Raw genomic sequence first — 24540 nt, 5'->3', positions numbered from 1 at the left:
CGGTGAGGACCAGTCGGCCACCACCCCGCCGACACCTGGCGTTGTTATGAGTCGGCGTGCGTCAGCGCTTTCTCGCGCCATGTCGCGGAAGGGAAGCCCTTATGTGCTTCCTGTTGAACCCGGACCAGAGACCACAGTTCACACCAGCATGGACTGGGCCTCATTCCTGAAGGCCCACAAGTTGGAGGATGAGCCGGCGCGGCAACTGCCATGACAACGCCGTATTCGAGAGCTTCTTCAACCTGCTCAAGAGCAAACGCATCCGGCGGTGGACCTATCGCTCACGCGACGAAGCCAGGCAGGATGTGTTCGATTACATCGAGATATTCTACAACCCGATACGCAAGCATGAACGGAACGCGATGCTGAAACCCGTGGAATTCGAACGGGAACAGATGATGAGCACCGAGGGCGTCTAGAAAACTCGGGGCTATTCAGACATTGCTGCTCAGTGCATCATCATTGGTAATTACGATATTGCGGGCTGCCGCGGTATTCGCCTGACACATCACCAGCGCTGTGGCGATCAATACACTCAACTTCTTCATCCTCGGCCCCACTCGTTCTGTTCAACTCTCATCGAAGTCCAATGCTCTCCCGATGCAGCCCCAAGGCCACGCCGGAAGAGTTTTTGCCTGTCACGCAGCAATTAAGCAATCTGCCTCAACACACCCCCGTATCAGTTGGGAAAGCGTACTTCCAAATCATATGTTCGCGGCTCGTTGAAAGCTGTCCGTTGTCAAAACATTTGGCGCAGATTGCGGCGTGAATTAGCGGAGTTCGGGCCTCATTTTGGGTTTGATGTTAGGCGGCGAGCTTGCGCTGTTGCAAGCGCAGATACCTGCGGCTCGACGGCAGGCTTGAGGGACAAGCCTCCCTTGCCAATGCGCCATCGGCATTGCGTGCGGCACTGCGACAGTGCATGAAGTTGTAAATGCGGTCGAGCTCCATGGGGCCATTCTGAGCGGCAACGATCTTGTCCTCCGTGGACAGACCCGCAATATGGAAGCGGATTCTTGAGCCGCAGGCGCACCCACGATCGGCAGAGAAATTACCTTCAGTCATTTTACGCTCGAAATACTGGATCAAGCCTTCCGCAGTGGGGGAGAAGAGAGCACACCCTACCCCTCACCGGGAATGGAATTTTGGCGTAAAGCATTGACCTGAATAGACTTTATCCGCGCGCTCCGAAATCCCGCGGAACTGACCAGTGGTCACCGCGATGACGGGTCGTGACCAGCTGCCTCAACCGTCTGACAGCAAACGGATATCCGCGCTTGAATTTGCGGTTTGTTCTACCTATGTTCTCAATGAAGGAGGCGGATCGTGAAGGGGCGTGGAGAATGCCCGAATGCCGCGACGCCATCACCTTGCCTGCTATGTAACGCAGGACATCTTCGACCAGTTCGGCGCTCTTGCAACAAGCCGCCACATGACGGTGACGGGCTTGCTGCGCAAACTGATCGTCGACGAACTCGACGCCGCCGCGCTGCTCGCTCCGGGCGATCTGGAGCGCAATGTACTGTTTACCGCAAGGGCGGTGGGCGCGCTGCTCGAACGCCATGATCCCAGGCTCCATGCGCAGGTAATGTCGGCCTGGCGCAGCGACCTTTCGGGCGAGGATCACGGCAATGTGGGATGACGCGCGCTCCACCTTTGACGAGCCGTTCTACCTCACTCGCTGGGTGGGACCGAAGCTTGCCGTGGGACTAATTGTTGCGATCCTCTACCTGTCGATACGGTACCAGCTGGAGGTCCATTCCAGCGTCACTACCAACACCTTTGGCCTCGCCCATGCCAAGGCGAACCTGTTCCTGTTTCTGGGCGCAAGCGGGGACGCACAATGGTACTTCTCCGGGGGCGGCGAAAGCTTCGTCGTGCGGCAGGACGTGGTCGCCACGACGAACCCGTTCGTGGCCGCGTGGGCCCATATACTGGACCGGATCGTGCGCGGCACATGGATTGCGGCAGGTCTCCTGTTTGCCCCGCCAGCGTTCTGGCATGCGTTGGCAGTGCTGGAAGAGGCCATTGCCCGGATCAGGGTGCAATGGGCAAGGTGGCACGAGCGGAATACGCTGCCCGAAGAGGCTAAGGTTGAGCCCCCGGCATCGACCAAACCACGACGGCGTCCGAGAACCAGAGCGGAACCCGGCGAGCAGCTTTCCCTGCCCTTTGCCGAACCTGACGGGGATCAATCCAAGGCATCGAGCGATGCGATCGAGGCGATACGATCGCGCACTGTACAGCGTGTCGAACAAGTACCAACGCGCCCGCCCGATTCTGCTCCCGAACTACCACCCGCCTTGCCGCCGCGTGTGTCATCCGAGGAAACCAGATTCGTTCCAGGGCAAGCCCGCCGCAAGCCCCAGCGTGAGGACAAATAAGTGCTCTCGGTGGCATCGGTTCGCTCGGCAGGCGGGGCCGCTGCGTACTTCGCTGCTGACAACTACTACACTCGCGAACAGGGCCAGGGCGAATGGTTCGGCAAGGGCGCCGAGGCACTGGGCCTGTCCGGCAGGATCGATGCCAGACAGTTCGAAGCCGTGCTACGCGGTGAACTGCCTGATGGTTCGCGTGTGGGGCGCGAAGGCATCCACCGTGCCGGGATCGACCTCACATTTTCGATCCCCAAGAGCTGGTCGCTGATTGCGCTGGTGGGCGGGGACCGGCGGATTATCGAGGCTTATGGCGAGGCGGTGAAAGCAACGCTGACCTGGGCGGAAAAGAACGCGGCACAGGCGCGTGTCGATGACGGGAAAGGGCAAAGACAAGTTCCAACCGGCAACCTGGTCGTCGGCCTGTTCGAGCACGACACGAGCCGCGCGCAGGAACCGCAAAGCCATTTCCATGCCGTCATCGCCAACATGACGCAGCTGCCGAACGGGGAATGGCGCGCGCTGCGCAATGACAAGCTCTGGACCTACAACACGCTATTGAACTCGATGACCATGGCGCACTTTCGGCGCAGCGTCGAAGCGATGGGTTACAGGATCGGCGACCGATCGAAGCACGGCAACTTCGAGGCGGCCGGCATCGCCCGCAACATGGTGATGGCGTTCAGCACCCGCCGCCAGCAGATCCTGGCCAAGGTCAGCAAGATGACCTCGCGCTCGCCGCAAGCTTTGCAGGCAGCCACATTGATGACGCGCGAGAACAAAGAATGGATCGAGAATCGCGGCGCGCTCTATGCGGGATGGAAGGGAACCGCCACCGAGATCGGGCTCGACCTGGCCGGTATCCGCGCCGAGGCCGATCACAGGCTCCAATCCAAACCTGGCATAACCCGGCGAATGGGTGAAGTGTGGAGCACGATTGCCGGCAAGGCGCGAGATATTGCGGATCGCTTTGCCAGTGCCGTGGGGCTGCAATCCACCGACCCCTATCTGCCGCAGCGGTTCCCCAGACAGACACCCGGCGACATTGCCGCTGCTCATGCGGTGGCGTCCGCCATCCGGCACCTCGAACAACGCGAGGCAGGCTTTGCCGTGACCGACATCGCGAAGGCCGCGCTGGACTTCGGCCTGTCGACAACCATCGACGAGGTCGAGAAGGCGATCGACCGTCAATTGCGCAATGGCAACCTGCAACGGGGGGCTGACGAGCGTGCCGGGCTGGTCACCACCACGCAGGGGCTGGCGACCGAGCGGCGCATGCTGGAGGAAATCGACAAGGGACGCGGAAGCGTTGCACCGATCCTGTCGTCCGATCTCGCTGGGGACAGTCTCCAGCACTTCGCGCGAGACACGAACGGCTTCGCCCTCAATCCCGGGCAGGAAGCAGCAGGACGCATGATGTTTGCGTCCTCCGACCGCATCGTTGCCATCCAGGGGATTGCCGGGGCGGGCAAATCCAGCCTGCTTGCACCCGCCGCGCGCCTGTTCGAAGCGCAGGGGCGCAAGGTCATGGGACTTGCCGTACAGAACACCCTCGTTCGGCAACTGGAGCGCGATACCGGTATCGCGTCGATGACCGTGACCCGGTTCCTCAAGGCCAATGGCGGGGAGGTCGATAGAGCGACCAAGGCAGAAATGGCAGGCAGTATCCTCGTGGTCGATGAAGCCTCGATGCTCGCCAATGCCGATCAGCTGCAACTGGTCGAGATCGCCAACCTGCTCCATGTCGCGCGTCTCGTGCTGATCGGCGATGCACGGCAGCTTGGCGCAGTCGATGCCGGCAAACCCTTTGCGCTGGCGCAGGACGCCGGGATCGCGACCGCACACATGGACCAGAATGTCCGCGCCCGCGACGATACGATCCGCGAGGTCGCGAAAGCCGCGCAGGCAGGCGACGTCAACAAGGCCATGGCCCTGCTTGGCGGCAAGGTTATCGAAGCCGATGGCGGCGTGGTCGAACAGGCAGCAAAGCAATGGCTCGATCTGCCAAGGGACGAGCGCGACCGTACCATGATCTTTGCATCGGGCCGGCGGCTACGCGATGCAGTCAATCTGACCGTCCAGGCGGGACTTCAAGCCAAGGGCGAACTTGGTACGGGCAGCCTGACTGTTCGGGCGCTTGACCGGGTCAACCTCACCAACGAGGAACTGCGCTATGCGCACCACTACATGCCGGGCCGGATTGTCGAACTGGCCAAACCCGTCAAGGCACAGCGGTTGTCTTCAGGACTTTACGCGGTCACCGGCGTGAACGGGAATGGCCGCGTGGACCTGATCAATGCCCAGGGCAAGCCGCATCGCTTACATCCCGACCGCATCCGGCCCGGGCAGGACAATCGCATTGCGCTTCACGAAGAGAGGGAGCGGACCATCCATGCCGGTGATCGCATCCGCTGGACGACGAACGATCATCAGCGCGGGCTGCTTAACGCCGATCGCGCCACGATCACGGCGATCGGCAAGTCCCATGTCGATATCGAAACCTTGACCGGCATGAAGATGACCCTGGCAAAATCCGACCCGATGCTTTCCCGGATCGATCTGGCCTATGCTTACAACGCGCACATGGCGCAGGGCATGACCACCGATAAGGCGATCGTCGTCATGGAGGCGCGCGACACGAAACTGCTGACCCGGCAGAACTTCCTCGTCTCGGTTACCCGCGTGCGCGATGATCTTACCGTCTATGTCGACAAGGCCGACCAGGCCCAGCGGAAGCTGGAACTCCAATCGGGCGAAAAGACTTCGGCGCTGGAAACCGTGGGCGAGAAGGAACCCAAGGCGCCCGAACTCGAACTGCAGCGCGAGCGGGTCAAGCCGTTCGAGATCGGCATCTGATTAGCGGCTTGGCCAGCCCAGCATCTTGTGCGGCGCGGGGAAAGCACCGAGCAGCGTCGCGCCCCAGACATCGAGCAGTTCGCGCCGGCGCTCCATGTAGGCGGCACGATTGTAGGCACCTTCCGATCCCGACACCCCTTCGGGGACATGGGCAAGGATCAGGTCGATCACATGCCGGTCGCCCGGCGAACCGTTGCGCTCGGCCCATTCGTTCATGATCGTCGAGAACGACGCTCGCCAGCCATGCGGGACATGCCGCCCCTGGTAGCCGCAGCGGTTGTAGAAGTAGGAGAGCGTGTTCTCGCTCATGGGCCGGTGGGCATTGCGGTTCGATGGAAAGATCAGCGGCCCGCGTCCGGTCAGCACCCATGCCGCGCGCAGGACATCGACAGCCTGCGGTGACAGCGGCACCAGATGCTCGAAACCTTCGTCGGACTTCAGTTCCTTGTCGAGCTTCATGCGGTGGGCCGGCACACGCCAAAGTGCATCAGGGCAAAGCTCATTGCTTTGCCAATCCACGCCCTCGATCTCGTCCCACGGTAGCGCGCGAATCATGCCAGGACGTTGTGCTGTCAGGGCCAGGAACCGTGAGGCCAGCTTGGTCAGCGGCGAGGCCGGTTCGGCTTCGGTCTTGCGGACCATGTCCTGCAGAGCGTCGAGCGAAAGGAAGGCGGGCCGCTTCTTCGCGCGCGGCACGGGCTTCAGCGCCTTGGTTACGATCGCCGCGGGATCGCGCGTTCCCGCGCCTTCCGCGATGGCATGGACAAACACCGCCGACATGCGCTGGCGCACCCGGTGCGCCGTCTCGATCGCCCCGCGCTTCTCGATCTTGCGCAGCACGGACAGCACCATGGGTTCATCGATCTCGGAAATCGGCAAGACACCAACCCACGGGAAGACTTCCTTCTCCAGGCTTGTGATCACATCGCGAGAGTGGATCGGCGTCCAGCGATCCTTTTGCAGATCGTACCAGCCCCGCGCCAAGGTCTCGAAGGTGTTGGCGGTCGCAACCGCGCGTTCGACTTTTGCCTTGGCCGCCTCGATCCCCGGATCGCGCCCATCGGACAGGAGCCGCCGCGCATCGGCCTTGCGGTCACGCGCTTCCTTCAATCCCATCTCGGGATAGCGCCCCAGAACGAGCCTTCGTTCCTTGCCGGCGAAGCGATACTTCAGCCGCCAGCTGCGCAAGCCCGCCTTCGAGACGAACAGGTACAGCCCTTCGGAATCGGCGATCTTGTAGTCCTTCTGCCTGGGCTTTGCCTGCCTTACGGCCATGTCGGTCAGCATCAGTGCCCCCAAAGTCGCGTTCCGCTGCCCCCATATGTGCCCCCTAATCGGGGTGGATGAAGGCGGAAGACCGGAAACAAATAGAGAACAATGATGGCCGAAGAATGGCGGAAAAGCAAGGAAATTAGCGCTTCAAGGGATGCCCTCGGATCACGAGGTGGCGGAGACGGAGGGATTCGAACCCTCGATACCGCGATAGCAGTATGGCTCCTTAGCAGGGAGCTGGTTTCAGCCACTCACCCACGTCTCCGCATCGCGACATGGGCCGCGAGCGGCGGGCTATAGCGAGGGGGCAGAAGGTCGGCAAGGCCTCTCGCGGCGTGTCGGCAAAAAGGTGAACGCCGCACCGGCACGGCTCGCACCAGCCCGCCGCAAAACCGGCGTTTCGTCGCGCAACGGATTCGATTCACCGCCCATTCATGGCCTGAACGCTCACATTCGGCTTAGATGTGGTCTGGCGGATGGACCTTGCGTCGGGCGTGGACCGATGCGGTCGTCCTGCCGCGCCAAGGGATCGGCGCGCCGTGCGCAAAAAGTTTGGACAGGGAACTACCATGAATCGCATTTTCTCGATGGGTCGTCGCTCGGGCTGGGCCCTGGCGCTGGCCGCGCTGGCGATGAGTGCCGCCCCGGCCATGGCGCAGGTGCAGACGGTGGATCCGGACAGCGCTATCGACGGCGACCTGGCGCAGACGAGCCCGCAAGGCGAGCTGCCGGCCGTGTCGGGCGATCCCTATGCGAAGCCTGCGACCAAGACCGATCCGTACCCGGTCGACCCTGCCGATCCCTATTTGGAGCCCGTGGCTCCCGCATCTGCACCGACCGCGCCGGCTGCCACCCCCGCACCCGCGACGACGACCGCGACGGCCGCGAGCCAGGAAACCTACCAGGAAGACGACCTCATCGGCGCGGCCGAGGGTGTTTTCGGCAAGGGTGCACAGGGCCTTGCCGACGTGATCCAGGACATTCTCAAGAAGCAGGGCCAGCCCAACGCCTACATCACCGGGCGCGAGGCGGGCGGCGCGATCGCCATCGGCGTGCGCTACGGTTCCGGCACGCTGCATCACAAGGTCGAGGGGACGCAGCCCGTCTACTGGACCGGGCCTTCGATCGGCTTCGACGCGGGCGCCAATGCGGCGTCGACCTTCGTGCTCGTCTACAACCTGTGGGACAGCGAGGAGCTGTTCGAACGCTTCCCCGCGGGCGAAGGGCAGGCCTATCTCGTCGGGGGTTTCAACGTCAGCTACATGCGCAAGGGCGATGTCGTGCTGATCCCGGTGCGGGTCGGCGCGGGCCTGCGCCTCGGGGTCAACGCGGGCTACATGAAGTTCTCGAAAAAGCAGCGCTGGCTGCCGTTCTGAGGGCGCCTGCGCCGCACTTGTCCCGAATTGCGGTCCGGAACGGTCTCGGGGCTTGAACCCGGGGCCGTCCGTGGGCATGAGGCGCGCGCCCGCGACTCTCGAGGCGGGCCTATCACAGGACCAGGGACCATGCTCTCCACTCTTCCCGCCCAGCCCGCCGACGCGCTGCTCGCGCTGATCAAGCTCTATGCGGCCGATGAACGCGCGGACAAGATCGACCTCGGCGTCGGCGTCTATCGTACCGGGGACGGCGCCACGCCGGTCTTCGCCGCGGTAAAGGGTGCGGAACGGAAACTGCTCGAGACGCAGGATTCCAAGGCCTATCTTGGCCCCGAAGGCGACATGGGCTTCGTCGACGCGCTCAAGCCCCATATCTTCGGCAAGGATTTCCCCGCGATCGACCGGATCGACGGGATGCAGACCCCGGGCGGCACCGGCGGCGTGCGCGTCGCCGTGGCGATGGCCAAGGCGGCGGGCGTCACCCGCGTCATCATGGGCAACCCCAGCTGGCCCAACCACGCGCAGATCATGAAGGACCTCGACCTCGGGGTCGTCACCTTCAACCACGCCAGGGACGGTTCGGTCGACATGGATGCGCTGCGCGCCGCCATCGCCGATGCGGGGCCGACCGACGCGATCCTGCTGCACGGCTGCTGCCACAACCCGACCGGTATCGACTACACGATCGAGCAGTGGGGCGAAATCGCCGCGCTGCTGAGGGACAAGGACCTACTGCCGATCCTCGACCTTGCCTACCAGGGCCTCGGCTACGGCATGGACGAGGATGCGCAAGGCGTGCGCCTCGTCATGTCGACGGTGCCGGAAGCGCTGCTGGCCTATTCCTGCGACAAGAACTTCGGTCTCTATCGCGACCGCGTCGGCGCGTTCTACGTGCTGGCGGCCGACAGGAGCCAGCTTCCGGCGATCATGTCGAACGGCGCGACGCTGGCGCGGGCCAGCTGGTCGATGCCGCCCGATCACGGCGCGGCGGCGGTGCGGATCATCCTCGAGGATGCGGACCTGACGCGCCAGTGGCTCGGCGAGCTCGACGACATGCGCGCCCGCATGCGGCAGGTGCGCGACCGACTTGCCGCCGCCGGAACCGCCGGATCGGTCGACATGACGCCTTACGGCACGCAGAGCGGGCTGTTCGCCATGCTGCCGCTGTCGAACGAACAGATCCAGGCGCTGCGCGACGATCACGCCGTCTACATGGCGGGTTCGGGCCGCATCAACGTCGCCGGACTGACCACGGGCAACATCGACAAGTTCATCGACGCCGTGGCGTCGGTCAGCGCCTGATCGAAAGATGGACCGGCAGCCGACCCTCGTCGGTTCGCTGGTCCGCCTTCGCCCGCTGCGCGAGGAGGACCGCGCCGCGCTGTGCACGGTCGCGGCCGATCCCCTGATCTGGCAGCAGCACCCGGCCCACGATCGCTGGCAGCCGGACGTCTTCGCCGCGTTTTTCGACGATGCGCTGGCCAAGGGCGGCGCGCTGGCGGTGGAGGATGCGCAGACCGGGGCGCTGATCGGGTCGAGCCGCTTCCAGAACCACGACCCGGCGGATGGCGGAGCGGTGGAGATCGGCTGGACCTTCCTTGCCCGCAGCCATTGGCGGACCGGTGCGAACCGCGAGATGAAGCGGCTGATGCTCGACCATGCCTTCCGGCACGTCGCGCGGGTGTTCTTCACGGTGGGCGAAGGCAACGCGCGCTCGCGCCGCGCGCTGGAGGGGATCGGCGCGCGCTGGAGCGGAGAGGCCGAGGACCGCGCCGTCGGCGGCCGCCACTTGCGCTACGTCATCGAACGTCCGGTTTAGGCCCGGTCGTTCAGGTCCTGCATCCGCTTAAGATAGCGGGCGAGCACGTCGATCTCGAGATTGACGCCATCCCCGATGTCCAGCGCGCCGAGCGTGGTCACCTCCGCGGTATGCGGAATGATGTTCAGCGAAAACCGCGCCGATCCGTCGGCCAGGTCTTCCACCGCGTTGACGGTCAGCGAAACGCCTTCGACGGTGATCGAGCCCTTGGTGGCAATGTAGGGGGCGATGTCCTTTGGGGCGTCGATCTCGAGATGGATCGAGCCGCCGCGTTCTTCGCGCACCGCGACCCGGCCCACCGCATCGACATGGCCGGTGACGATGTGCCCGCCCAGTTCGTCGCCCAGTTTCAGCGCGGGTTCGAGATTGATCCGCGCGCCTTCGCGCCATTGCAACGGGGCGGTCTTGCTGATCGTCTCGTCGCTGACATCGACCGCGAACCAGGCGTCACCGGCCGTGCCGCCGCGTTCCACGACCGTCAGGCATACGCCCGAACAGGCGATCGAGGCGCCGATCGCGATCAGCGACGGATCGAAGGGACACGCGATGACGAGGCGGGTGTCGCCGGTCCTGGCGACGGAGGCGACGGTGCCGATGGCGGTGACGATTCCGGTGAACATGGCGGTCCTGCTAGCGGGTCCGGACGTAGACTTCCAGCGTGTCGGCACCCAGCCGCCGCGTATCGGTCCTTTGCCAGCGCCCATGGGCCGAGCCGAGCGAGGCAAGGCCGATGTCGCCGATGCCCGGCAGGCCTGCGCCGACGATGACCGGCGCGCGATAGACGAGCAGCCGGTCGACCGCATCGGCGGCGAGGAAGGCCGCAGCCGCCCCGGCCCCGCCCTCCACGAACAGGTATTGCGCGGGCGCCAGCGGCGACAGGTCCGACGGACCGGTCAGCACCTGCCAGCCGACAGGTGCGGTGCCGCGTGACAGCACCCAGCGATTCGGCTTCCGATCATCGAGACCCGGCAGTCGCACGTCGAGGCGTGGCGCATCGGCGCGCAAGGTGCCGCCGCCGACGAGGATCGCGTCATGCCGCGCGCGTTCGAGGTGCCCGTGCGCCCGGGCGGTCTCTCCGGTGATCCACCGGCTTTCGCCCGCCGCCGTCGCGATGCAGCCGTCGAGCGACAGCGCGAGCTTCAGCGTCACGAACGGGCGGTTCAGCGCCGCGCGGGCCAGATATCCGGCGAGCGAGGTGCGACTGGCCGGGCAGTCGGCCTCGACCACCTCCACGCCGCTTTTGCAAAGCATGGCATGGCCCGCGCCCGCCGTCCGCGGGTCGGGATCGGGGCAGCCGACGACGACGCGCGCGACTCCTGCTGCCACCAGCGACCCCGCGCAACAGGGGCCCCGCGTGCTGTCGTGGGCACAAGGTTCAAGCGTAACGTAGGCGGTCGCTCCGCGCGCGGCTTCGCCCGCTGCGGCCAGCGCCATCGCCTCGGCATGGGGGCGACCGCCGGGCTGCGTCCAGCCGCGCGCGACGACGCGACCGTCCTTCACGAGGATGCAGCCAACCGCGGGGTTGGGGGTGGAGCGAGGGCGGGCGCGTTCGGCGAGGCGTGCGGCCGCTGCCAGCCAGCGGCGGTCGGCGTCGCTCGGCCCCCTTCTCGCCCCGACAGCCATCAGCGCTGCCCCGTCAATCGCGAGGCCGTCATTCGCCTTGGCGCGCCTTGATCTCGGCGATCAATTCCTGCCGGCGGGCCTCCTCGGCCTTGGCCCGGGCGGCGCGCTCGGCCTCGCCCTCGGCCTTGATCGCATCGACATCCATGCCCGACGCGCGACCGACCGCTTCGTAGACTTCGCGGGCCTTGGCCTCGCGCGCGGCCTGCTCGGCCTTCAGCCGTTCCTGCTCGCGCTGGTTGGCTATGTTGCTGGCCATGATCTCGGCATCGGTGCGGCCGGGCTTGAACGTGGTGATCCAGGTGATCTCGGGCGGGCGCGGTTCGATGCGATGCTCCTCGCCCATCATCGTCCAGAAGATCGAGCCCGTCGCCACCGCCGCGACGAGCGCGAAGCGCCAGCGATAGGGGTTCTCCTGCATCCAGACACCGCGAAAATCGCGGATCGCGCGGACCGGATTGATGATCGTCAGAAAGCGGGAGAGTGCGGTCGTGCTGGCCATGGCTTGGACTTCAATAGGGATTTGCGGCTGATTGCGCCACTCATTAGCCGCGTTCACCCGAACGGCACATGAAGCGAGCGGCCATGCCGCTTCAGCCAGGCGTCGGCATGGGCGATGTCGCCATCGTAGATCGCGCCGAGGAAGGCATGGAAGCGAGGCGAATGGTCGAAATGGACGAGATGGGCGACTTCGTGCGCGACCACCGAGCGGCGCACCATGTCCGGGGCCATGACCAGCCGCCAGTTGATCCGCACCGTCCCCTGGCTGGAACACGAACCCCAGCGCCTTTGGGCGCGGCTCAGCCTCAGTAGCGGCGTGTCGAGATCGGCCGCCGCGCAGTAGAAGGCAAGATCGCCCTGCATCAGGCCGAGCGCCTCGCTCTCCAGCCAGCGACGAACCCGGCCCGCGATGCCATCCTCCGGCCCGCCCAATTGCAGCCGTTCGCCGACCAGCGCGGGGCGGCGGGGCAGGCGGTGTTCCCAGGCGACGACGAGGTCGCGGCCGCGATACGGGACGAGAGAGCCGGTGCCGATCGCCAGCGTCTGCGGTATTTTAGCCAGCTGCGCAGCCAGCCATTCGCGGCGGGACAGGGCGAAGTCGCGTCCTTCGCTGAACGGGGCCCAGCGCGGGATTGTCACGCGCACCTCGCCGCCGTCGGGCGCCAGGCGGAGGGTGAGGCGGCGGGCACCGGCATGGCGGCGAATGCGCAGCACCTTCTCGCCGCCATCGGGCAGGGCCAGCATCTCGACATGTTCGGTGGGCGGCGCGGCCTTGCGCCTAAGGAAGGCCTCGAGCCCGCGCTGCGCGCGGTTCACCGCCCCGAACCTTCGACGGCCTCATCGTCGGCCTCATCGTTGGCGTCATCCTCTTCGGGCCACGCGCGCAGTTCATAGCCGTCGATCACGACGTGTTCCTCGATCGGCCCGGCGTCGTCTTCGGAGATGACCCGCCCCGCCACCGAAACGCCCGCCGCGCGCACCGCGTCGTAGGATCCGGTCAGCAGGTGGTGCCAGTGGGGCAGCGGCTCACCTTCGGCGCGCAGGCGATAGGCGCAGGTCGCGGGCAGCCAGGGGAGCGTGCCTGCGGCCTCGCGCGTCAGTTGCAGGCAGTCGGGGACCTTCGCCTTGCGGTTGGGATAATCCATGCAGCGCGCTGTCGATATGTCCAGCAAGGTGCAGGCGACGTTTGTTTCGTAGATCGCGCCGGTATCGGCGTCTTCCAGCTTGTGCAGGCAGCACTGCCCGCACCCGTCGCACAACGCTTCCCATTCGCCGTCGGTCAGGTCCGACAGCGGCTTTTCCCAGAAGGGGCGACTTTCGCCTATCGCACCCATCGCGCGATTTCGTCGGCCACGGCCTTGCCGCCCTTGTCGGTGGGCAGCAGCGCGACCGGCTGGCCTTCGGGGGTGAAGAGCACGGTCTGGTTGGTGTGATTGACGAGGTAGCCGCCCTCGGCTGTGGGTTCGCCCTTTTCCGACCAGACCGCGAACTTGCGCGCGGTCGCCGCAATCGCATCGGGCGTACCGGTGAGGCCGACCATGCGCGGATGGAAATTGGCGGCGAATTCGCCGACGACGGCAGCCGTGTCGCGTTCGGGATCGACGGTGATGAAGATCGGCGTGACTTTCGCGCCCAGCGCCGGCTGCGCCTTTTCGAACTGGGCCAAGCCCTGGCCGATGGCCGCGGCATCGACCGGGCAGACGTCGGGGCAGAAGGTGTAGCCGAAATAGACGATGCGCCATTGCCCGGCGAAATCGGACCAGTTGACCGGCTGGCCGTCCTTGCCCGTCAGCGTGAAGTCGCCGCCGATCGTCGCCCCGGCTAGCGGCGCGGTCGCAAGATCCGGTTGGGCGGGTGCCTGTGGGCCGCAGGACGCCAGCAGGGCCGCGGCGAGCAGGGGCAGGGCGGGGCGCAGCAGGCGCGGCGGGGCGGTGAAAGGGGGCATGGGCATGGCGGCGCGGTTCATGTCCTGCTAAGAGGCGCAAGGCAAGTGCATGCAGGGGGGAAACTCCGGCATGCACGGGATAACAGATGATGGGTGATCGAGTGTTTCGCAAGGTTATGCGGGCGGGTGTCCGCACGGCGATGGTGGCAGCCGCGGGCGCTTCGGTGCTGACGGCTGTGCCCGCCAGCGCGCAGTTTTCCGATGGCTACAAGTTCATCGAGGCGGTGAAGAAGCGCGACGGCGAGGCGGTCACCAAGGCGTTGGGCGAACCGGGCAGCACGATCGTCAACACCCGCGACATCTCTTCGGGGCAGACCGCGCTGCACGTCGTCGTGCAGCGGCGCGATCTCGTCTGGGTCCGCTTCCTTCTGCAGGCCAACGCCAACCCCAACGTGCGCGACAACGACGGGATGACCCCGCTGGAACTCGCCGCCTCGCTCCGCTTCATCGAGGGGATCGAGGCCCTCGCCGACGCGGGCGCGAATGTCGACGAGCCGAACTCCACCGGAGAGACGGCGCTGATCCTGGCGACGCACCTGAAGGATGCGGACATGGCCAAGGTCCTGCTGGAAAAGGGCGCCAATCCCGACAAGGCCGACAATTCGGGCCGGAGCGCGCGCGACTATGCCAAGATCGACGGGCAGCGCGGTCCGGTGCTCACCCTCATCGAGAACCTCGACAAGGTGCGCGGCAATGGCGGCACTTACGGCCCGGCGGTGCGTTAGGACCAGCATGGCGAACGCTTATGACGAGATGACGCTGGAGGAGATGGCGCAGGCGCTGGCTCCGGCCGTGGCCGATGCCGCCGTCTTCGACGGCTGGACCGAAAAGGCGGTTGCCGCCGCGGCGCTGCAGGAAGGGCTGGACCCCGAGGTGGCCCGACTGGTCTATCCGGGTGGGGCGATGGACATGATCGCCGCCTGGATCGCGACGATCGACCGTGCCATGGCAGAGGCGCTACCCGCCGACATGCTCGCCCAGATGGGCTTTTCCGCGCGCATCCGCACGCTGCTGGTGTTCCGCATCGAACACCTCGCGGAACGGCGCGAATCGCTGCGCCGCGCGCTGACCCTGATGGCCCGGCCCGCCAACCTGCCACGCACCGCACGGCTGGGCTGGCGCAGCGCCGATCTGATGTGGCGCATGGCCGGCGACACGGCGACCGACTTCAATCACTATTCCAAGCGCGCCATTCTCGCGTCGGTCTACGCATCGACCCTCGCGGTGCTGGTCGACGACGACAGCGCTGGGCAGGCGGAGACTTACGCCTTCATGGACCGGCGGCTGCAGGACGTGGCCCGCTTCGGCAAGGCGAAGGCCCGCGCCACCGGCGGCGAGCGGGAGCATTTCAGCGTCGCACGCCTTCTGGGCCGACTGCGCTATCCGGCGGCCTGACGCACGGGTTGCCGCCAGTTTCGTGAATTATTGAGAATGAGTTGCAAAACCTCGCGGGCTGTGCAACCAGCCTCGGCCGATGGTTGAGCATTCGATGACGAATCTGGCCGACAGGCCGCTGGGCAGCGCCGTTCGCGTGACGAGCGTCGCATGGGACAAGCTGGAAAGCGGCGAGGCGCGGCGCCTGCATGCGCTCGGCGTCGATGTCGGCGCGGTGCTCAAGCTGGCGCATCGCGGCATCTTTGCCGGACGCGATCCGCTCGCGGTCGAAGTCGGCCGGATGACGGTGGCGCTGCGCCGTGAACACGCGCTTGCGATCATGGTCGAGGATGCCGGCGACGAGGCGGTCCATCCCGCCGGGATCCCGCCGCAGGGCGACGCGCAATGACCCGCGGCCCCCTGACCATCGCGCTCGTCGGCAATCCCAACGCGGGCAAGAGCGCGCTGTTCAACGCGATGACCGGCGCGCGCCAGAAGATCGCCAACTATCCCGGCGTGACCGTCGAGCGGAAGGCGGGACGTCTGATCCTTGCCAGCGGCGAACCGGCCGAACTGCTCGACCTCCCCGGCTCCTACTCGCTCGATCCGACCAGCCCGGACGAAGCGGTGACCCGCGACGTCGTGATGGGGCGGCAGGAAGGGCAGAAGCGGCCCGATGCGCTGATCGTCGTGCTCGACGCCAACAATCTCGAACAGCATCTCGTCTTCGCGCAGGAAGTGATCGCGCTGGGCCTGCCGACGGTGGTGGCGCTCAACATGGTCGACCTCGCCGCCCGCGACGGGCTGGTCATCGATGCCCGCGCGCTGGAACAGGCGCTGGGCGTGCCGGTGGTAGAAACCGTGGCGGTCCGCCGCCGCGGGCACATCGATCTCACCACGGTGCTCGGCAAGACGATCGACAAGCATCCCTCCGAACCGCCGCTGCCCGTGCACGTCGACATGGTGGAACGCCGGGTCAGCGCCCGCGCCATGGCCAAGGCGGCTATCCTGTCGGAAACCCGGACCCGCCGCCTGCACCGCGGGCTGGACAAGGTGCTGCTGCATCCCTGGGCGGGGCCGGTCATCCTGTTCGCGATGCTCTTCGTGGTCTTCCAGGCGGTCTTTGCCTGGGCGACGCCCTTTGCCGATGGCCTCGAAGCCATCGTCGGTGCCCTGTCGGATGCGGTGAAGGCCAACATGCCCGCGGGCCTGCTGCGCGACGCGCTGACCGAAGGCGTGCTGGCCGGCGTCGGCTCGGTGGTTGTCTTCCTGCCGCAGATCGTCGTCCTGTTCTTCTTCATCCTGGTGATGGAGGCGACCGGCTACATGGCCCGCGCCGCCTTCCTGATGGACCGGATGATGGCGTCTGTCGGGCTTTCCGGCCGCAGCTTCATTCCGCTGCTTTCCAGCTTCGCCTGCGCCATTCCCGGGATCATGGCGACCCGCAGCATCGCCGATGCGAAGGACCGGCTGACCACGATCCTGATCGCTCCGCTGATGACCTGCTCGGCGCGTCTGCCGGTCTACGCGGTGATCATCGCCGCCTTCATTCCGGCGCGGACCGTCGGCCTGGGCGTTGGCTTGCAGGGGCTGGTGCTCTTCGCGCTCTACGTCGCCGGCATTCTCGGCGCGATGCTGGTCGCGCTCGTCCTTCGGCGCAGCGTTACCAAGGGGCAGGCGTCGGGCTTCATCATGGAACTGCCGCGCTACCAGTGGCCGCTTCTGAAGGATGTCGCCATCGGCCTGTGGCAGCGCGCGTGGATCTTCCTGCGCCGTGCGGGCACGATCATCTTCACCGTCACCGTCGTCTTGTGGCTGCTCCTCTCGTTCCCGCAGGCGCGGCCCGGCGAAAGCCAGATCGACGCCTCTTTCGCGGGCAAGCTCGCCAATGGCCTTGCCGTCGTGGTCGAGCCGATCGGCTTCAACCGCGACATGGCGCTGGCGCTGATCCCGGCGATGGCGGCGCGCGAAGTGGCCGTGTCCTCGCTGGCGACGACATATGCCGTGGCGGCAGAAGACGAGGAGGCCGCGGCCGAGGCGCTGGGGCCGAAGCTCGCACGCGACTGGACCTTGCCGATGGCGTTGTCGTTCCTCGCTTGGTTCGTCTTCGCGCCGCAGTGCCTGTCGACCATCGCGGTCGCCAAGCGGGAGACGAACGGCTGGAAATGGCCGGCCTTCATGCTCGCCTATCTTTTCGCGCTCGCTTACATCGCCGCCGGCGCGACATTCTGGATCGCGACCGCCGCCGGGCTCTAGCTGTCGATAACGCGGCCAAAGGCGTACCCCGGCTGTGGCAGGCCGGGGCAGGCCACCCTATATCCGCTGGGCAGAATCATCCGGGCGCCATCGGGCCGCCCCCCACCCGACACGAAGCGGAGAGAACATGGCGGGCTCACTCAACAAGGTCATGCTGATCGGCAACCTCGGCGCCGACCCGGAAATCAAATCGTTCCAGAACGGCGGACGCATCGCCAACCTGCGGATCGCGACCTCGGAAAGCTGGAAGGACCGCGCCACCGGCGAACGCAAGGAGCGGACCGAGTGGCACTCCGTCGTCATCAATTCCGAAGGCCTTGTCGGGGTCGTCGAGCGCTTCCTGCGCAAGGGCAGCAAGGTCTTCATCGAAGGCCAGCTGCGCACCCGCAAGTGGCAGGACCAGAACGGTAACGACCGCTACACCACCGAGATCTCGGTCGGCGGCATGAACGGGACGCTGACGATGCTCGACGGCGCGCAGGGCGGCTCCGGCGGCAGCCGTGGCGGCGGCGACTGGGGCGGCGGCGCTTCCGGTGGCTCGGGCGGCGGCTCGGGCGGCTGGAACCAGGGCGGCGGCAGCGCCGGCGCGGCCGGGGGCGCGGGCGGCTGGAACCAGGGCGGTGGCGGTTCGGGCGGAAGCTCGGGCGGCGGCTACGACGACCTGGACGACGACATCCCGTTCTGATCGGTCGTCGCCGATTATCCGGATTACCCGACGCCGCCCTCTCGTCACGACGGGGCGGCCTTTTCTTGTCCGCTCAGCGCTTCAGGCCCTTGAGCGCGGCGAAGGGATTTTCCCGCTCCGGCTCGGCAAGCCCGACTTCGCGGCGCACCCGCTCCGCCTCCGGGCCGGTCAGGAACGGATCGATCGCCAGCGCCAGGCTCTGCGCGATGGCCTCGCCGAGGTCGAACCGGTCGCCGGTGAACGGGATCTCGTCCAGTTCGTCGGCCTCAAGCTCGATCTCCTCGTCGCTCGCCTCGCCCTCGGGGACGAAGCGGAGGCGAAGGGGCTCGTCGATCGCGACTTCGAGGTCCTCGCCCGAAACCGCGCAGCTCTGCACGATGCGGGCGCGCAATGTCCCGTTGGCGGTGATCGCCGCGCCATCCTTGCCGAGGGTGACTTCGGCATCGAGCGAATCGACGCGCACGATGTCGAAGCGTTCGGACAGCCGCGCTCGTTCCGCGGCATCGGCGCTGACCGCGACGTGGCGGCCCTCGCTTTGGCGCACGGCGATCCAACGGCTCAGTTCGGACAGTTCCACCGTCATCGCGCGATGTTCCCCTTGAGCAGGTCTTCGCGCGAAGGCCGGTCGATATCGGCGGCCAGCGCGCGAAGCGCTTGCGCGAGAGGCTCCGGGTCCGCGCCGTCCAGCATCGTCGTGTTGCGTGCGGCGGCCTCGGCCAGCGATGCGTCGCCCTCTGCCGCCAGCCCGTCGCGATAGGCGCCGATGCGCCCGCCCAGCGCGCTGACCAGCTTGCCCATCGACTTGCCCACGACAAGATCGCCCACGCCCGCCTCGCGCAGCTGTCCGTCCATGTCGTCGATGAACAGTTCGGTGAGGCGCGCGGCGTGCTCGACCAGGCCTTCGCGCTCCAGCCGGATGATCACCAGCGCGGTGACGGCGGTGACCATGTCGAAGCGGCCCTCGACCGTGTCGGCGACGCCGCGCGTCGCATACCAGTGCTCCTCGCGCGCCAGTTCCACCACGCGGTGCCACAGCGCGACGAGGTCGCCGCCATGCGCGTTGCCGAAAAGGCGTTCGAGGATCCGGATCATTAGTACACTCCAACCGGCCCGCCCGGGGCCATTCAGCACAGATTAAACCGCGCCCGGTCACGCCGCCAGCCCAAGACGCTCGCAACGCGAGGATGCCGCCGGGCCGCATGTCGCTTTATGGACAGACAGCGCCAAGGCTCCCTTGTGCGGCGGGCGCCGGGCCACTAAGGCTGGCCCGGCTTGGAAACCGGCACGGCCGCGCCCGTCGGGGCGATATAGGCACAGTCCGGCATTGGCGAAAGGCGCATAGGTTCAAGATGGCCCACAATTCCGCAGTCCGGGTTTCGACGATGCTGAAGCTTTCGGCCGCTGCGCTGGCGTTGCCCGCGCTGCTGGGCGGCTGCACCTCGATCAAGGACCGGCGCGGCTATATCGCGGACCCGGTGCTGACCGGCTCGATCCAGCCGGGTCTCGACAACCGGGAATCGGTGAGGGGCACGATGGGCCAGCCGAGCTTCGTCAGCCAGTTCGGCCCGCCGGTGTACTACTATGTCGCCAGCACCACCGAACAGCGCGTGTTCGGCCAGCCGGACATTGCCGCGCACCAGGTCATCAAGGTCGCCTTCGACCCCAGCGGCACCGTCTCTTCGGTGACCTATGCCGGGATGGACGACGTGCGCGACATCAATCCCGAAGGCGACAAGACGCCGACACTGGGCCGTCATCGCGGCTTCCTGCAGGACCTGTTCGGCAATATCGGCGCGGTCGGCGCGGCGGGCCAGGCGCCCGTGGGCGGCCCGAACGGCAGCTGATCGCGAAGGGATCGGTTCGTCATTGAACCGCCCGCCCGCGATCCCATATCGCGGGCCATGGACGCACACAATCAGGCCCACGGCCTTACCCCGTGGCACGGCACCACCATCATCGGCGTGAAGGCGAACGGGAAGACCGTCGTCGCCGGCGATGGCCAGGTTTCCATGGGCAACACGGTGATGAAGCCCAACGCCCGCAAGGTTCGCCGCATCGGCGAAGGCGGCAAGGTCGTCGCCGGGTTCGCCGGTGCCACGGCCGATGCCTTCACCCTCTTCGACCGGCTGGAACGCAAGCTGGAGCAGTATCGCGGCCAGCTCATGCGCGCTGCGGTCGAACTGGCCAAGGACTGGCGCACCGACAAGTACCTGCGCAACCTCGAGGCGCTGATGATCGTCGCCGACGCCGACGTGCTGCTGGTCATCACCGGCAACGGCGACGTGCTGGAGCCGGAGGCGAGGGAAGGTGCGTTGGTCACCGCGATCGGTTCGGGCGGGAACTACGCCCTTTCGGCGGCACGCGCGCTGGTCGAATACGAAAGCGACGCCGAAGTGATCGCGCGCAAGGCGATGAAGGTCGCCGCCGACATCTGCGTCTTCACCAACGACAACGTGACGCTCGAAACCGTCTGAGCCTCCCCGGGATACCCTTCATGAATTCGAACCTGACCCCCAAGGCGATCGTCGCCGCCCTCGACGAGCACATCGTCGGCCAGAACGACGCCAAGCGCGCAGTCGCCGTGGCCCTTCGCAACCGCTGGCGCCGCCAGCGGCTGAAGGCCGAGCTGCGCGACGAGGTGACGCCCAAGAACATCCTGATGATCGGCCCCACCGGCTGCGGCAAGACCGAGATCAGCCGCCGCCTGGCGAAACTGGCCGACGCGCCGTTCGTCAAGGTGGAGGCGACCAAGTTCACCGAAGTCGGCTATGTCGGCCGCGACGTCGAGCAGATTGCCCGCGATCTTGCCGAAGAGGCGATCCGGCTGGAAAAGGACCGTCGCCGCGAAGCCGTGCGCGAAGCCGCCAGCGCCGCCGCGATGAAGCGCCTGCTCGACGCCCTCGTCGGCGAATCGGCCAGCGAGGCGACGCGTGAAAGCTTTCGCCAGCGGGTCGTCGACAACCATCTCAACGACAAGGAAATCGAGATCGAGGTGGAGGACGCACCGGCGATGAACATGGAGGTGCCCGGCATGGGCGGCAACGTGGGCATGATCAACCTGTCCGACATGATGGGCAAGGCGTTCGGCGGGCAGCGGATGAAGCGGCGCAAGCTGACCGTGGCGCAGGCCTGGGACAAGCTGGTCGACGAGGAGTCCGAAAAGCGCATGGACCAGGACGATGTCGCCCGCGTCGCGCTGCAGAATGCCGAGACCAACGGCATCGTCTTCCTTGATGAGATCGACAAGATCGCGGTCAGCGACGTGCGCGGTGGCTCCGTTTCCCGCGAAGGCGTGCAGCGCGACCTGCTGCCGCTGATCGAGGGGACCACCGTTGCCACCAAGTACGGGCCGATGAAGACGGACCACGTGCTGTTCATCGCATCGGGCGCGTTCCATGTCTCCAAGCCCAGCGACATGCTGCCCGAACTGCAAGGCCGCCTGCCGATCCGGGTCGAGCTGACCGCGCTCACCGAAGACGATTTCGTGCGGATCCTTTCTGAAACCCGCGCCAACCTGGTCGAGCAGTACAAGGCGCTTATCGCGACCGAGGAGGTCACGCTCGATTTCCACGAAGAGGCGATCCGCGAGATCGCCGCCACGGCAGCGCAGGTGAACGAAAGCGTCGAGAACATCGGCGCCCGCCGCCTGCAGACGGTGATGGAAAAGCTGCTGGAGGAAGTCAGCTTCGATGCCGAGGATCGCAAGGGCACGACCGTGGTGATCGACCGCGATTACGTGCGCGGCAAGCTGGGCCGGCTTGCCGGCGACGCGGACCTGTCGAAGTACATTCTCTGAACGCCGCTATCTGGCGCGAGGCACGTATTTCAGCCTGACGGTTTCCTGCCAGTCCGCACCGTTTACCGATATCTCTGCCGTAAAGACCGCTCCGCCATCGACGGGCCGGATTCGCGATCGGCTGCGGGCCTCGCCACGTTCGGTCTTCCTTTGGCCGAGGCAAACGAGACCGGCAGGCTGATCGGCGAAGCAGGTCTCGGACCGGCTCCGTCCGTTCTGGCCGTAATTGAAATAGGTGTAATGGCGCTCGGCGGCTGACCAGCCGAAGATGCTGACGCTGCGAACTGGGTCGCCCTCTGTCGCGTCGGTCGTTTCGCAGATGAGGAAACTGCGGTCTCCCCACCAGGCGCAAGTCTCGCGGTAGCTTTGTTCAAGCCCGCCGATCGTCCAGTCTTCCTCCAGGAAAGCGAGCGTGCGCTCGACCTCTTCGGGGTGCGTCCCCGCATGGGCCTGCGCCGGGACGGCGGCAAGCAAGGCAATCGCAAGAAATCTCATCCCCGCCTCGATCCCCGGCAGTCAGAATCGACGGTCAGACTGAGCGCAATTCGGCAGACAGGCAACCAGGCAATGCGGTCTGTCGGAAGCTCTACTCGGCCGCAGCGTCCATTTCCGCCTCGTTTGCCTGCCGGGCCCACATCTCGGCATAAAGCCCGCCGCGGCGCAGCAGTTCGCCGTGGCTGCCGCTTTCGGCGAGACGGCCCTGGTCGAGCACGAGGATCCGGTCCGCGTCCACCACCGTCGAGAGGCGGTGCGCGATGGTCAGGGTCGTCCGGTCCTTTGCCACGGCGCGCATGGTCGACAGGATGTCCTGCTCGGTCCGGGTGTCGAGCGCGCTCGTCGCCTCGTCGAAGAGGATAATCTCGGGGTTCTTGAGCAAGGTGCGCGCGATCGCAACCCGCTGCTTCTCGCCCCCCGACAGTTTCAGCCCGCGCTCGCCGACTTCCGTCTCGTAGCCTTGCGGCAGCCGTTCGATGAAGTCGGCGATGGCCGCACCGCGTGCCGCCGACTCGATTTCGGCGCGGCTGGCCGGCCCGGCGTCGCTCGGGCGGCCATAGGCGATGTTGTAGCCGATGGTGTCGTTGAACAGCACCGAATCCTGCGGCACCACGCCGATGTGGCGGCGCAGCGAATCCTGCGTGACGGTGCGGATGTCAGACCCTGAAATCAGGATGCGCCCCGCCTGCGGATCGTAGAAGCGGAACATGAGCCGCGCGATGGTCGACTTGCCCGCACCCGAAGGCCCGACGATGGCGACCCGCTCGCCCGCCTCCACCGCAAAGGTCAGGCCGTGGAGAATTTCCCGGTCGGGTTCGTATCCGAACCGCACCTTGTCGAACACGACGGTCGCGCGCCGCATGTCGAGCGCGGGGGCGCCGGGCGCGTCGGCCACTTCCACCGGCGTGTCGATCAGCCGGAACATCGCGGCCATGTCGATCAGGCCCTGGTGGATCGTGCGATAGACCATGCCCAGCATGTCGAGCGGGCGAAACAGCTGCGTCAGGTAGGTCTGCACCAGCACGAGGTCGCCGGTCGTCAGCCGGCCCTGGCTCCACCCCCAGACGGTGTAGGCCATCGCCCCGCCCATCAGCAGGTTCATGATGACGGCCTGCGCGATGTTGAGCAGGCCGAGCGAGTTCTCGCTCTTGACCGCGGCATTGGCATAGGCGCGCGTGGCGCGGGCGTAGCGCTCCTCTTCGCGGCTTTCGGCGCCGAAGTATTTCACCGTCTCGTAATTCAGCAAGGAATCGACGGCGCGGGACATCGCCTGCCCGTCGAGATCGTTCATCCGGGCACGCAGCGCGGTGCGCCATTCGGTAATCCAGCGGGTGACGAAAACATAGGCGAGCACCGTCACGGCGGTCGCCGCCACCAGCGGCCAGCCGAAGTTGACGTAGAAGATGGCCGCCACGACGATCAGTTCGATCGCGGTGGGGGCGACGTTGAACAGCAGGAAGTAGAGCATCGTGTCGATGCTCTTGGTCCCGCGCTCGATGGTCTTGGTCACTTCGCCGGTGCGGCGCGACAGGTGAAAGCGCAGCGAGAGCCGGTGCAGCCGGGCGAATACGTCTTCGGCCAGTTTCTGCGTCGCGTCCTGCCCGACCCTCTCGAACACGATGTTGCGCAGGTTGTTGAACAGGACGCTGGTGAACCGACCCGCGGCGTAGGCGACGACCAGCGCCATTGCCGCCACCGCGGCGTCGCGGCTGGGCGTGCTCATCCGGTCGATCGCCAGCTTGTAGGCGAACGGCAGCACCAGCGTCACGGCCTGGGCCGCCAGAACCAGCAGCATCGCCATCACGATCCGGCGTCGCAGCGAGGCATTGTCGCGTGGCCAGAGATAGGGAAGAAACCGCTTCAGTACGCGCCAGTCGGCGGTGGTTCCCGAGGTCTGCGAGGTGGCGTGGTCTGGCGGCATGGGCCTATACTTAGGCGTAGCGGCCCGCGACGCCAGTGCCGCGGCGGGTCATCGCGGTAATAACGGCTTCAGCCGCCCTTGCGGTGGAGATCGAACGCGATCTGCCTCCTCCGGAAATCGACGGCGACGGATCGGAACATCCGCAAGTGGTTCATGCCGAGCAGGATGGCGGGCCGATCGACCATGCCGAGCCGCTCGAATACGGGCGAATCGACAAAGGCGACCAGCGGCTTGATGAGGCGCAGCCGA

General features: G+C 66.2%; 27 protein-coding genes, 1 tRNA gene and 1 pseudogene (1 of these 29 only partly in view). 15 read left to right on the top strand and 14 right to left on the bottom strand.

Annotation, left to right across the window (positions count from 1 at the left end):
• Positions 1-110: 110 nt before the first annotated feature.
• Positions 111-419, top strand: a pseudogene (locus J2X37_RS15070) (IS3 family transposase); the annotation flags it as partial.
• 385 nt (positions 420-804) lie between these two features.
• Here the strand turns inward: J2X37_RS15070 and J2X37_RS15065 are convergent.
• The gene (locus J2X37_RS15065) at positions 805-1089 is read right to left on the bottom strand and encodes a hypothetical protein (RefSeq protein ID WP_310022824.1); all 285 of its coding nucleotides are present in this window, start codon (positions 1087-1089) and stop codon (positions 805-807) included.
• A 262-nt stretch (positions 1090-1351) separates the two neighbouring features.
• Between J2X37_RS15065 and J2X37_RS15060 the strand changes: the two genes are divergently transcribed.
• The 3 genes from J2X37_RS15060 to mobF are packed head-to-tail and all read left to right on the top strand — an operon-like array spanning position 1352 to position 5231.
• The gene (locus J2X37_RS15060; protein ID WP_310022822.1) at positions 1352-1642 is read left to right on the top strand and encodes a hypothetical protein; all 291 of its coding nucleotides are present in this window, start codon (positions 1352-1354) and stop codon (positions 1640-1642) included.
• Positions 1632-2384, top strand: a complete 753-nt coding sequence (locus tag J2X37_RS15055; protein WP_310022820.1) for a hypothetical protein — start codon at positions 1632-1634, stop codon at positions 2382-2384. The genes J2X37_RS15060 and J2X37_RS15055 overlap by 11 nt, the downstream gene beginning before the upstream one ends.
• Complete coding sequence (mobF, locus tag J2X37_RS15050; protein ID WP_310022818.1) at positions 2385-5231, top strand: MobF family relaxase; 2847 nt, start codon at positions 2385-2387, stop codon at positions 5229-5231.
• On the opposite strand, the gene J2X37_RS15045 is transcribed toward mobF, so the two are convergent.
• Both J2X37_RS15045 and J2X37_RS15040 read right to left on the bottom strand, forming a co-directional pair.
• Positions 5232-6530 (bottom strand): phage integrase central domain-containing protein, encoded by a 1299-nt coding sequence (locus J2X37_RS15045; protein WP_310022816.1) that lies wholly within the window; start codon positions 6528-6530, stop codon positions 5232-5234. It abuts the gene before it with no gap.
• A 146-nt stretch (positions 6531-6676) separates the two neighbouring features.
• Positions 6677-6768, bottom strand: a tRNA-Ser gene (locus J2X37_RS15040).
• Between the two features lie 304 nt (positions 6769-7072).
• On the opposite strand from J2X37_RS15040, the gene J2X37_RS15035 reads away from it, so the two are divergent.
• From J2X37_RS15035 to J2X37_RS15025, 3 genes are all read left to right on the top strand, one after another.
• A complete protein-coding gene (locus J2X37_RS15035) occupies positions 7073-7879 on the top strand; it encodes a DUF1134 domain-containing protein (RefSeq protein ID WP_310022815.1) in 807 nt (268 codons plus the stop codon).
• Between the two features lie 129 nt (positions 7880-8008).
• Positions 8009-9181 carry an aromatic amino acid transaminase gene (locus J2X37_RS15030; RefSeq protein WP_310022813.1) on the top strand — a complete coding sequence of 391 codons (1173 nt, stop codon included), beginning with the start codon at positions 8009-8011 and terminating at the stop codon, positions 9179-9181.
• 7 nt (positions 9182-9188) lie between these two features.
• Positions 9189-9698 carry a GNAT family N-acetyltransferase gene (locus tag J2X37_RS15025; protein ID WP_310022811.1) on the top strand — a complete coding sequence of 170 codons (510 nt, stop codon included), beginning with the start codon at positions 9189-9191 and terminating at the stop codon, positions 9696-9698.
• Here J2X37_RS15025 and J2X37_RS15020 read toward each other — a convergent pair.
• Genes J2X37_RS15020 through J2X37_RS14995 form a run of 6 tightly spaced genes read right to left on the bottom strand, consistent with a single transcriptional unit; the run spans position 9695 to position 13770 of the window.
• On the bottom strand, positions 9695-10318 hold the full coding sequence (locus J2X37_RS15020) for a riboflavin synthase (protein WP_310022809.1): 624 nt from the start codon (positions 10316-10318) through the stop codon (positions 9695-9697). The two genes, J2X37_RS15025 and J2X37_RS15020, sit on opposite strands and share 4 nt — an antisense overlap.
• Positions 10319-10328: 10 nt before the next feature.
• Positions 10329-11321, bottom strand: coding sequence for a bifunctional diaminohydroxyphosphoribosylaminopyrimidine deaminase/5-amino-6-(5-phosphoribosylamino)uracil reductase RibD (gene ribD / locus J2X37_RS15015; RefSeq protein ID WP_310022807.1), 993 nt, complete (start codon positions 11319-11321; stop codon positions 10329-10331).
• Between the two features lie 28 nt (positions 11322-11349).
• The gene (locus tag J2X37_RS15010) at positions 11350-11820 is read right to left on the bottom strand and encodes a hypothetical protein (RefSeq protein WP_310022805.1); all 471 of its coding nucleotides are present in this window, start codon (positions 11818-11820) and stop codon (positions 11350-11352) included.
• 53 nt (positions 11821-11873) lie between these two features.
• Entirely contained in the window at positions 11874-12635 is a 762-nt protein-coding gene (locus J2X37_RS15005) for a SprT family zinc-dependent metalloprotease (protein ID WP_310022803.1), read from the bottom strand.
• Complete coding sequence (locus J2X37_RS15000) at positions 12632-13153, bottom strand: YcgN family cysteine cluster protein (protein ID WP_310022802.1); 522 nt, start codon at positions 13151-13153, stop codon at positions 12632-12634. Before J2X37_RS15000 ends, J2X37_RS15005 begins: the two co-directional genes overlap by 4 nt.
• The gene (locus J2X37_RS14995; RefSeq protein ID WP_310022800.1) at positions 13141-13770 is read right to left on the bottom strand and encodes an SCO family protein; all 630 of its coding nucleotides are present in this window, start codon (positions 13768-13770) and stop codon (positions 13141-13143) included. Before J2X37_RS14995 ends, J2X37_RS15000 begins: the two co-directional genes overlap by 13 nt.
• A gap of 134 nt (positions 13771-13904) precedes the next feature.
• Here J2X37_RS14995 and J2X37_RS14990 point away from each other — a divergent pair, with 134 nt between their 5' ends.
• From J2X37_RS14990 to ssb, 5 genes are all read left to right on the top strand, one after another.
• Complete coding sequence (locus tag J2X37_RS14990) at positions 13905-14489, top strand: ankyrin repeat domain-containing protein (RefSeq protein WP_310022798.1); 585 nt, start codon at positions 13905-13907, stop codon at positions 14487-14489.
• Positions 14490-14496: 7 nt separating this feature from the next.
• Complete coding sequence (locus tag J2X37_RS14985; protein ID WP_310022795.1) at positions 14497-15159, top strand: COQ9 family protein; 663 nt, start codon at positions 14497-14499, stop codon at positions 15157-15159.
• Positions 15160-15238: 79 nt separating this feature from the next.
• Entirely contained in the window at positions 15239-15547 is a 309-nt protein-coding gene (locus tag J2X37_RS14980; protein WP_310022793.1) for a FeoA family protein, read from the top strand.
• Complete coding sequence (locus J2X37_RS14975; RefSeq protein WP_310022791.1) at positions 15544-17394, top strand: ferrous iron transporter B; 1851 nt, start codon at positions 15544-15546, stop codon at positions 17392-17394. The genes J2X37_RS14980 and J2X37_RS14975 overlap by 4 nt, the downstream gene beginning before the upstream one ends.
• 127 nt (positions 17395-17521) lie before the next feature.
• Positions 17522-18079 (top strand): single-stranded DNA-binding protein, encoded by a 558-nt coding sequence (gene ssb / locus J2X37_RS14970; protein ID WP_310022789.1) that lies wholly within the window; start codon positions 17522-17524, stop codon positions 18077-18079.
• A 73-nt stretch (positions 18080-18152) separates the two neighbouring features.
• Here ssb and J2X37_RS14965 read toward each other — a convergent pair whose 3' ends face one another.
• Together J2X37_RS14965 and J2X37_RS14960 are read right to left on the bottom strand one after the other, a co-directional pair.
• Positions 18153-18662 (bottom strand): DUF177 domain-containing protein, encoded by a 510-nt coding sequence (locus J2X37_RS14965; RefSeq protein ID WP_310022787.1) that lies wholly within the window; start codon positions 18660-18662, stop codon positions 18153-18155.
• On the bottom strand, positions 18659-19171 hold the full coding sequence (locus J2X37_RS14960; protein ID WP_310022784.1) for a ubiquinol-cytochrome C chaperone family protein: 513 nt from the start codon (positions 19169-19171) through the stop codon (positions 18659-18661). Before J2X37_RS14960 ends, J2X37_RS14965 begins: the two co-directional genes overlap by 4 nt.
• 257 nt (positions 19172-19428) lie before the next feature.
• On the opposite strand from J2X37_RS14960, the gene J2X37_RS14955 reads away from it, so the two are divergent.
• Genes J2X37_RS14955 through hslU form a run of 3 tightly spaced genes read left to right on the top strand, consistent with a single transcriptional unit; the run spans position 19429 to position 21875 of the window.
• Positions 19429-19923, top strand: coding sequence for an outer membrane protein assembly factor BamE (locus J2X37_RS14955; RefSeq protein ID WP_310022782.1), 495 nt, complete (start codon positions 19429-19431; stop codon positions 19921-19923).
• Positions 19924-19980: 57 nt separating this feature from the next.
• Positions 19981-20553, top strand: coding sequence for an ATP-dependent protease subunit HslV (gene hslV / locus J2X37_RS14950; RefSeq protein ID WP_310022780.1), 573 nt, complete (start codon positions 19981-19983; stop codon positions 20551-20553).
• A gap of 20 nt (positions 20554-20573) precedes the next feature.
• Positions 20574-21875, top strand: a complete 1302-nt coding sequence (gene hslU, locus J2X37_RS14945) for an ATP-dependent protease ATPase subunit HslU (protein WP_310022778.1) — start codon at positions 20574-20576, stop codon at positions 21873-21875.
• Between the two features lie 6 nt (positions 21876-21881).
• Here hslU and J2X37_RS14940 read toward each other — a convergent pair whose 3' ends face one another.
• The 3 genes from J2X37_RS14940 to J2X37_RS14930 form a co-directional block, all read right to left on the bottom strand.
• Positions 21882-22370 carry a hypothetical protein gene (locus tag J2X37_RS14940; protein WP_310022775.1) on the bottom strand — a complete coding sequence of 163 codons (489 nt, stop codon included), beginning with the start codon at positions 22368-22370 and terminating at the stop codon, positions 21882-21884.
• 91 nt (positions 22371-22461) lie between these two features.
• Positions 22462-24291: an ABC transporter ATP-binding protein/permease gene (locus J2X37_RS14935; protein ID WP_310022774.1), complete on the bottom strand. Its 1830-nt coding sequence runs from the start codon at positions 24289-24291 to the stop codon at positions 22462-22464.
• A gap of 68 nt (positions 24292-24359) precedes the next feature.
• Positions 24360-24540: the end of an aspartyl protease family protein gene (locus tag J2X37_RS14930; RefSeq protein WP_310022772.1), read on the bottom strand. The gene runs 737 nt beyond the window's last position; only the last 181 of its 918 coding nucleotides appear in the window; its start codon lies off the right edge, out of view; the stop codon is at positions 24360-24362.

Origin of the sequence: Croceicoccus sp. BE223 (genome assembly GCF_031457155.1) — a bacterium.
GTDB lineage: Bacteria > Pseudomonadota > Alphaproteobacteria > Sphingomonadales > Sphingomonadaceae > Croceicoccus.
The sequence above is the reverse complement of the archived record's forward strand: the minus strand, read 5'-3'. Positions and strand labels throughout refer to the sequence as shown.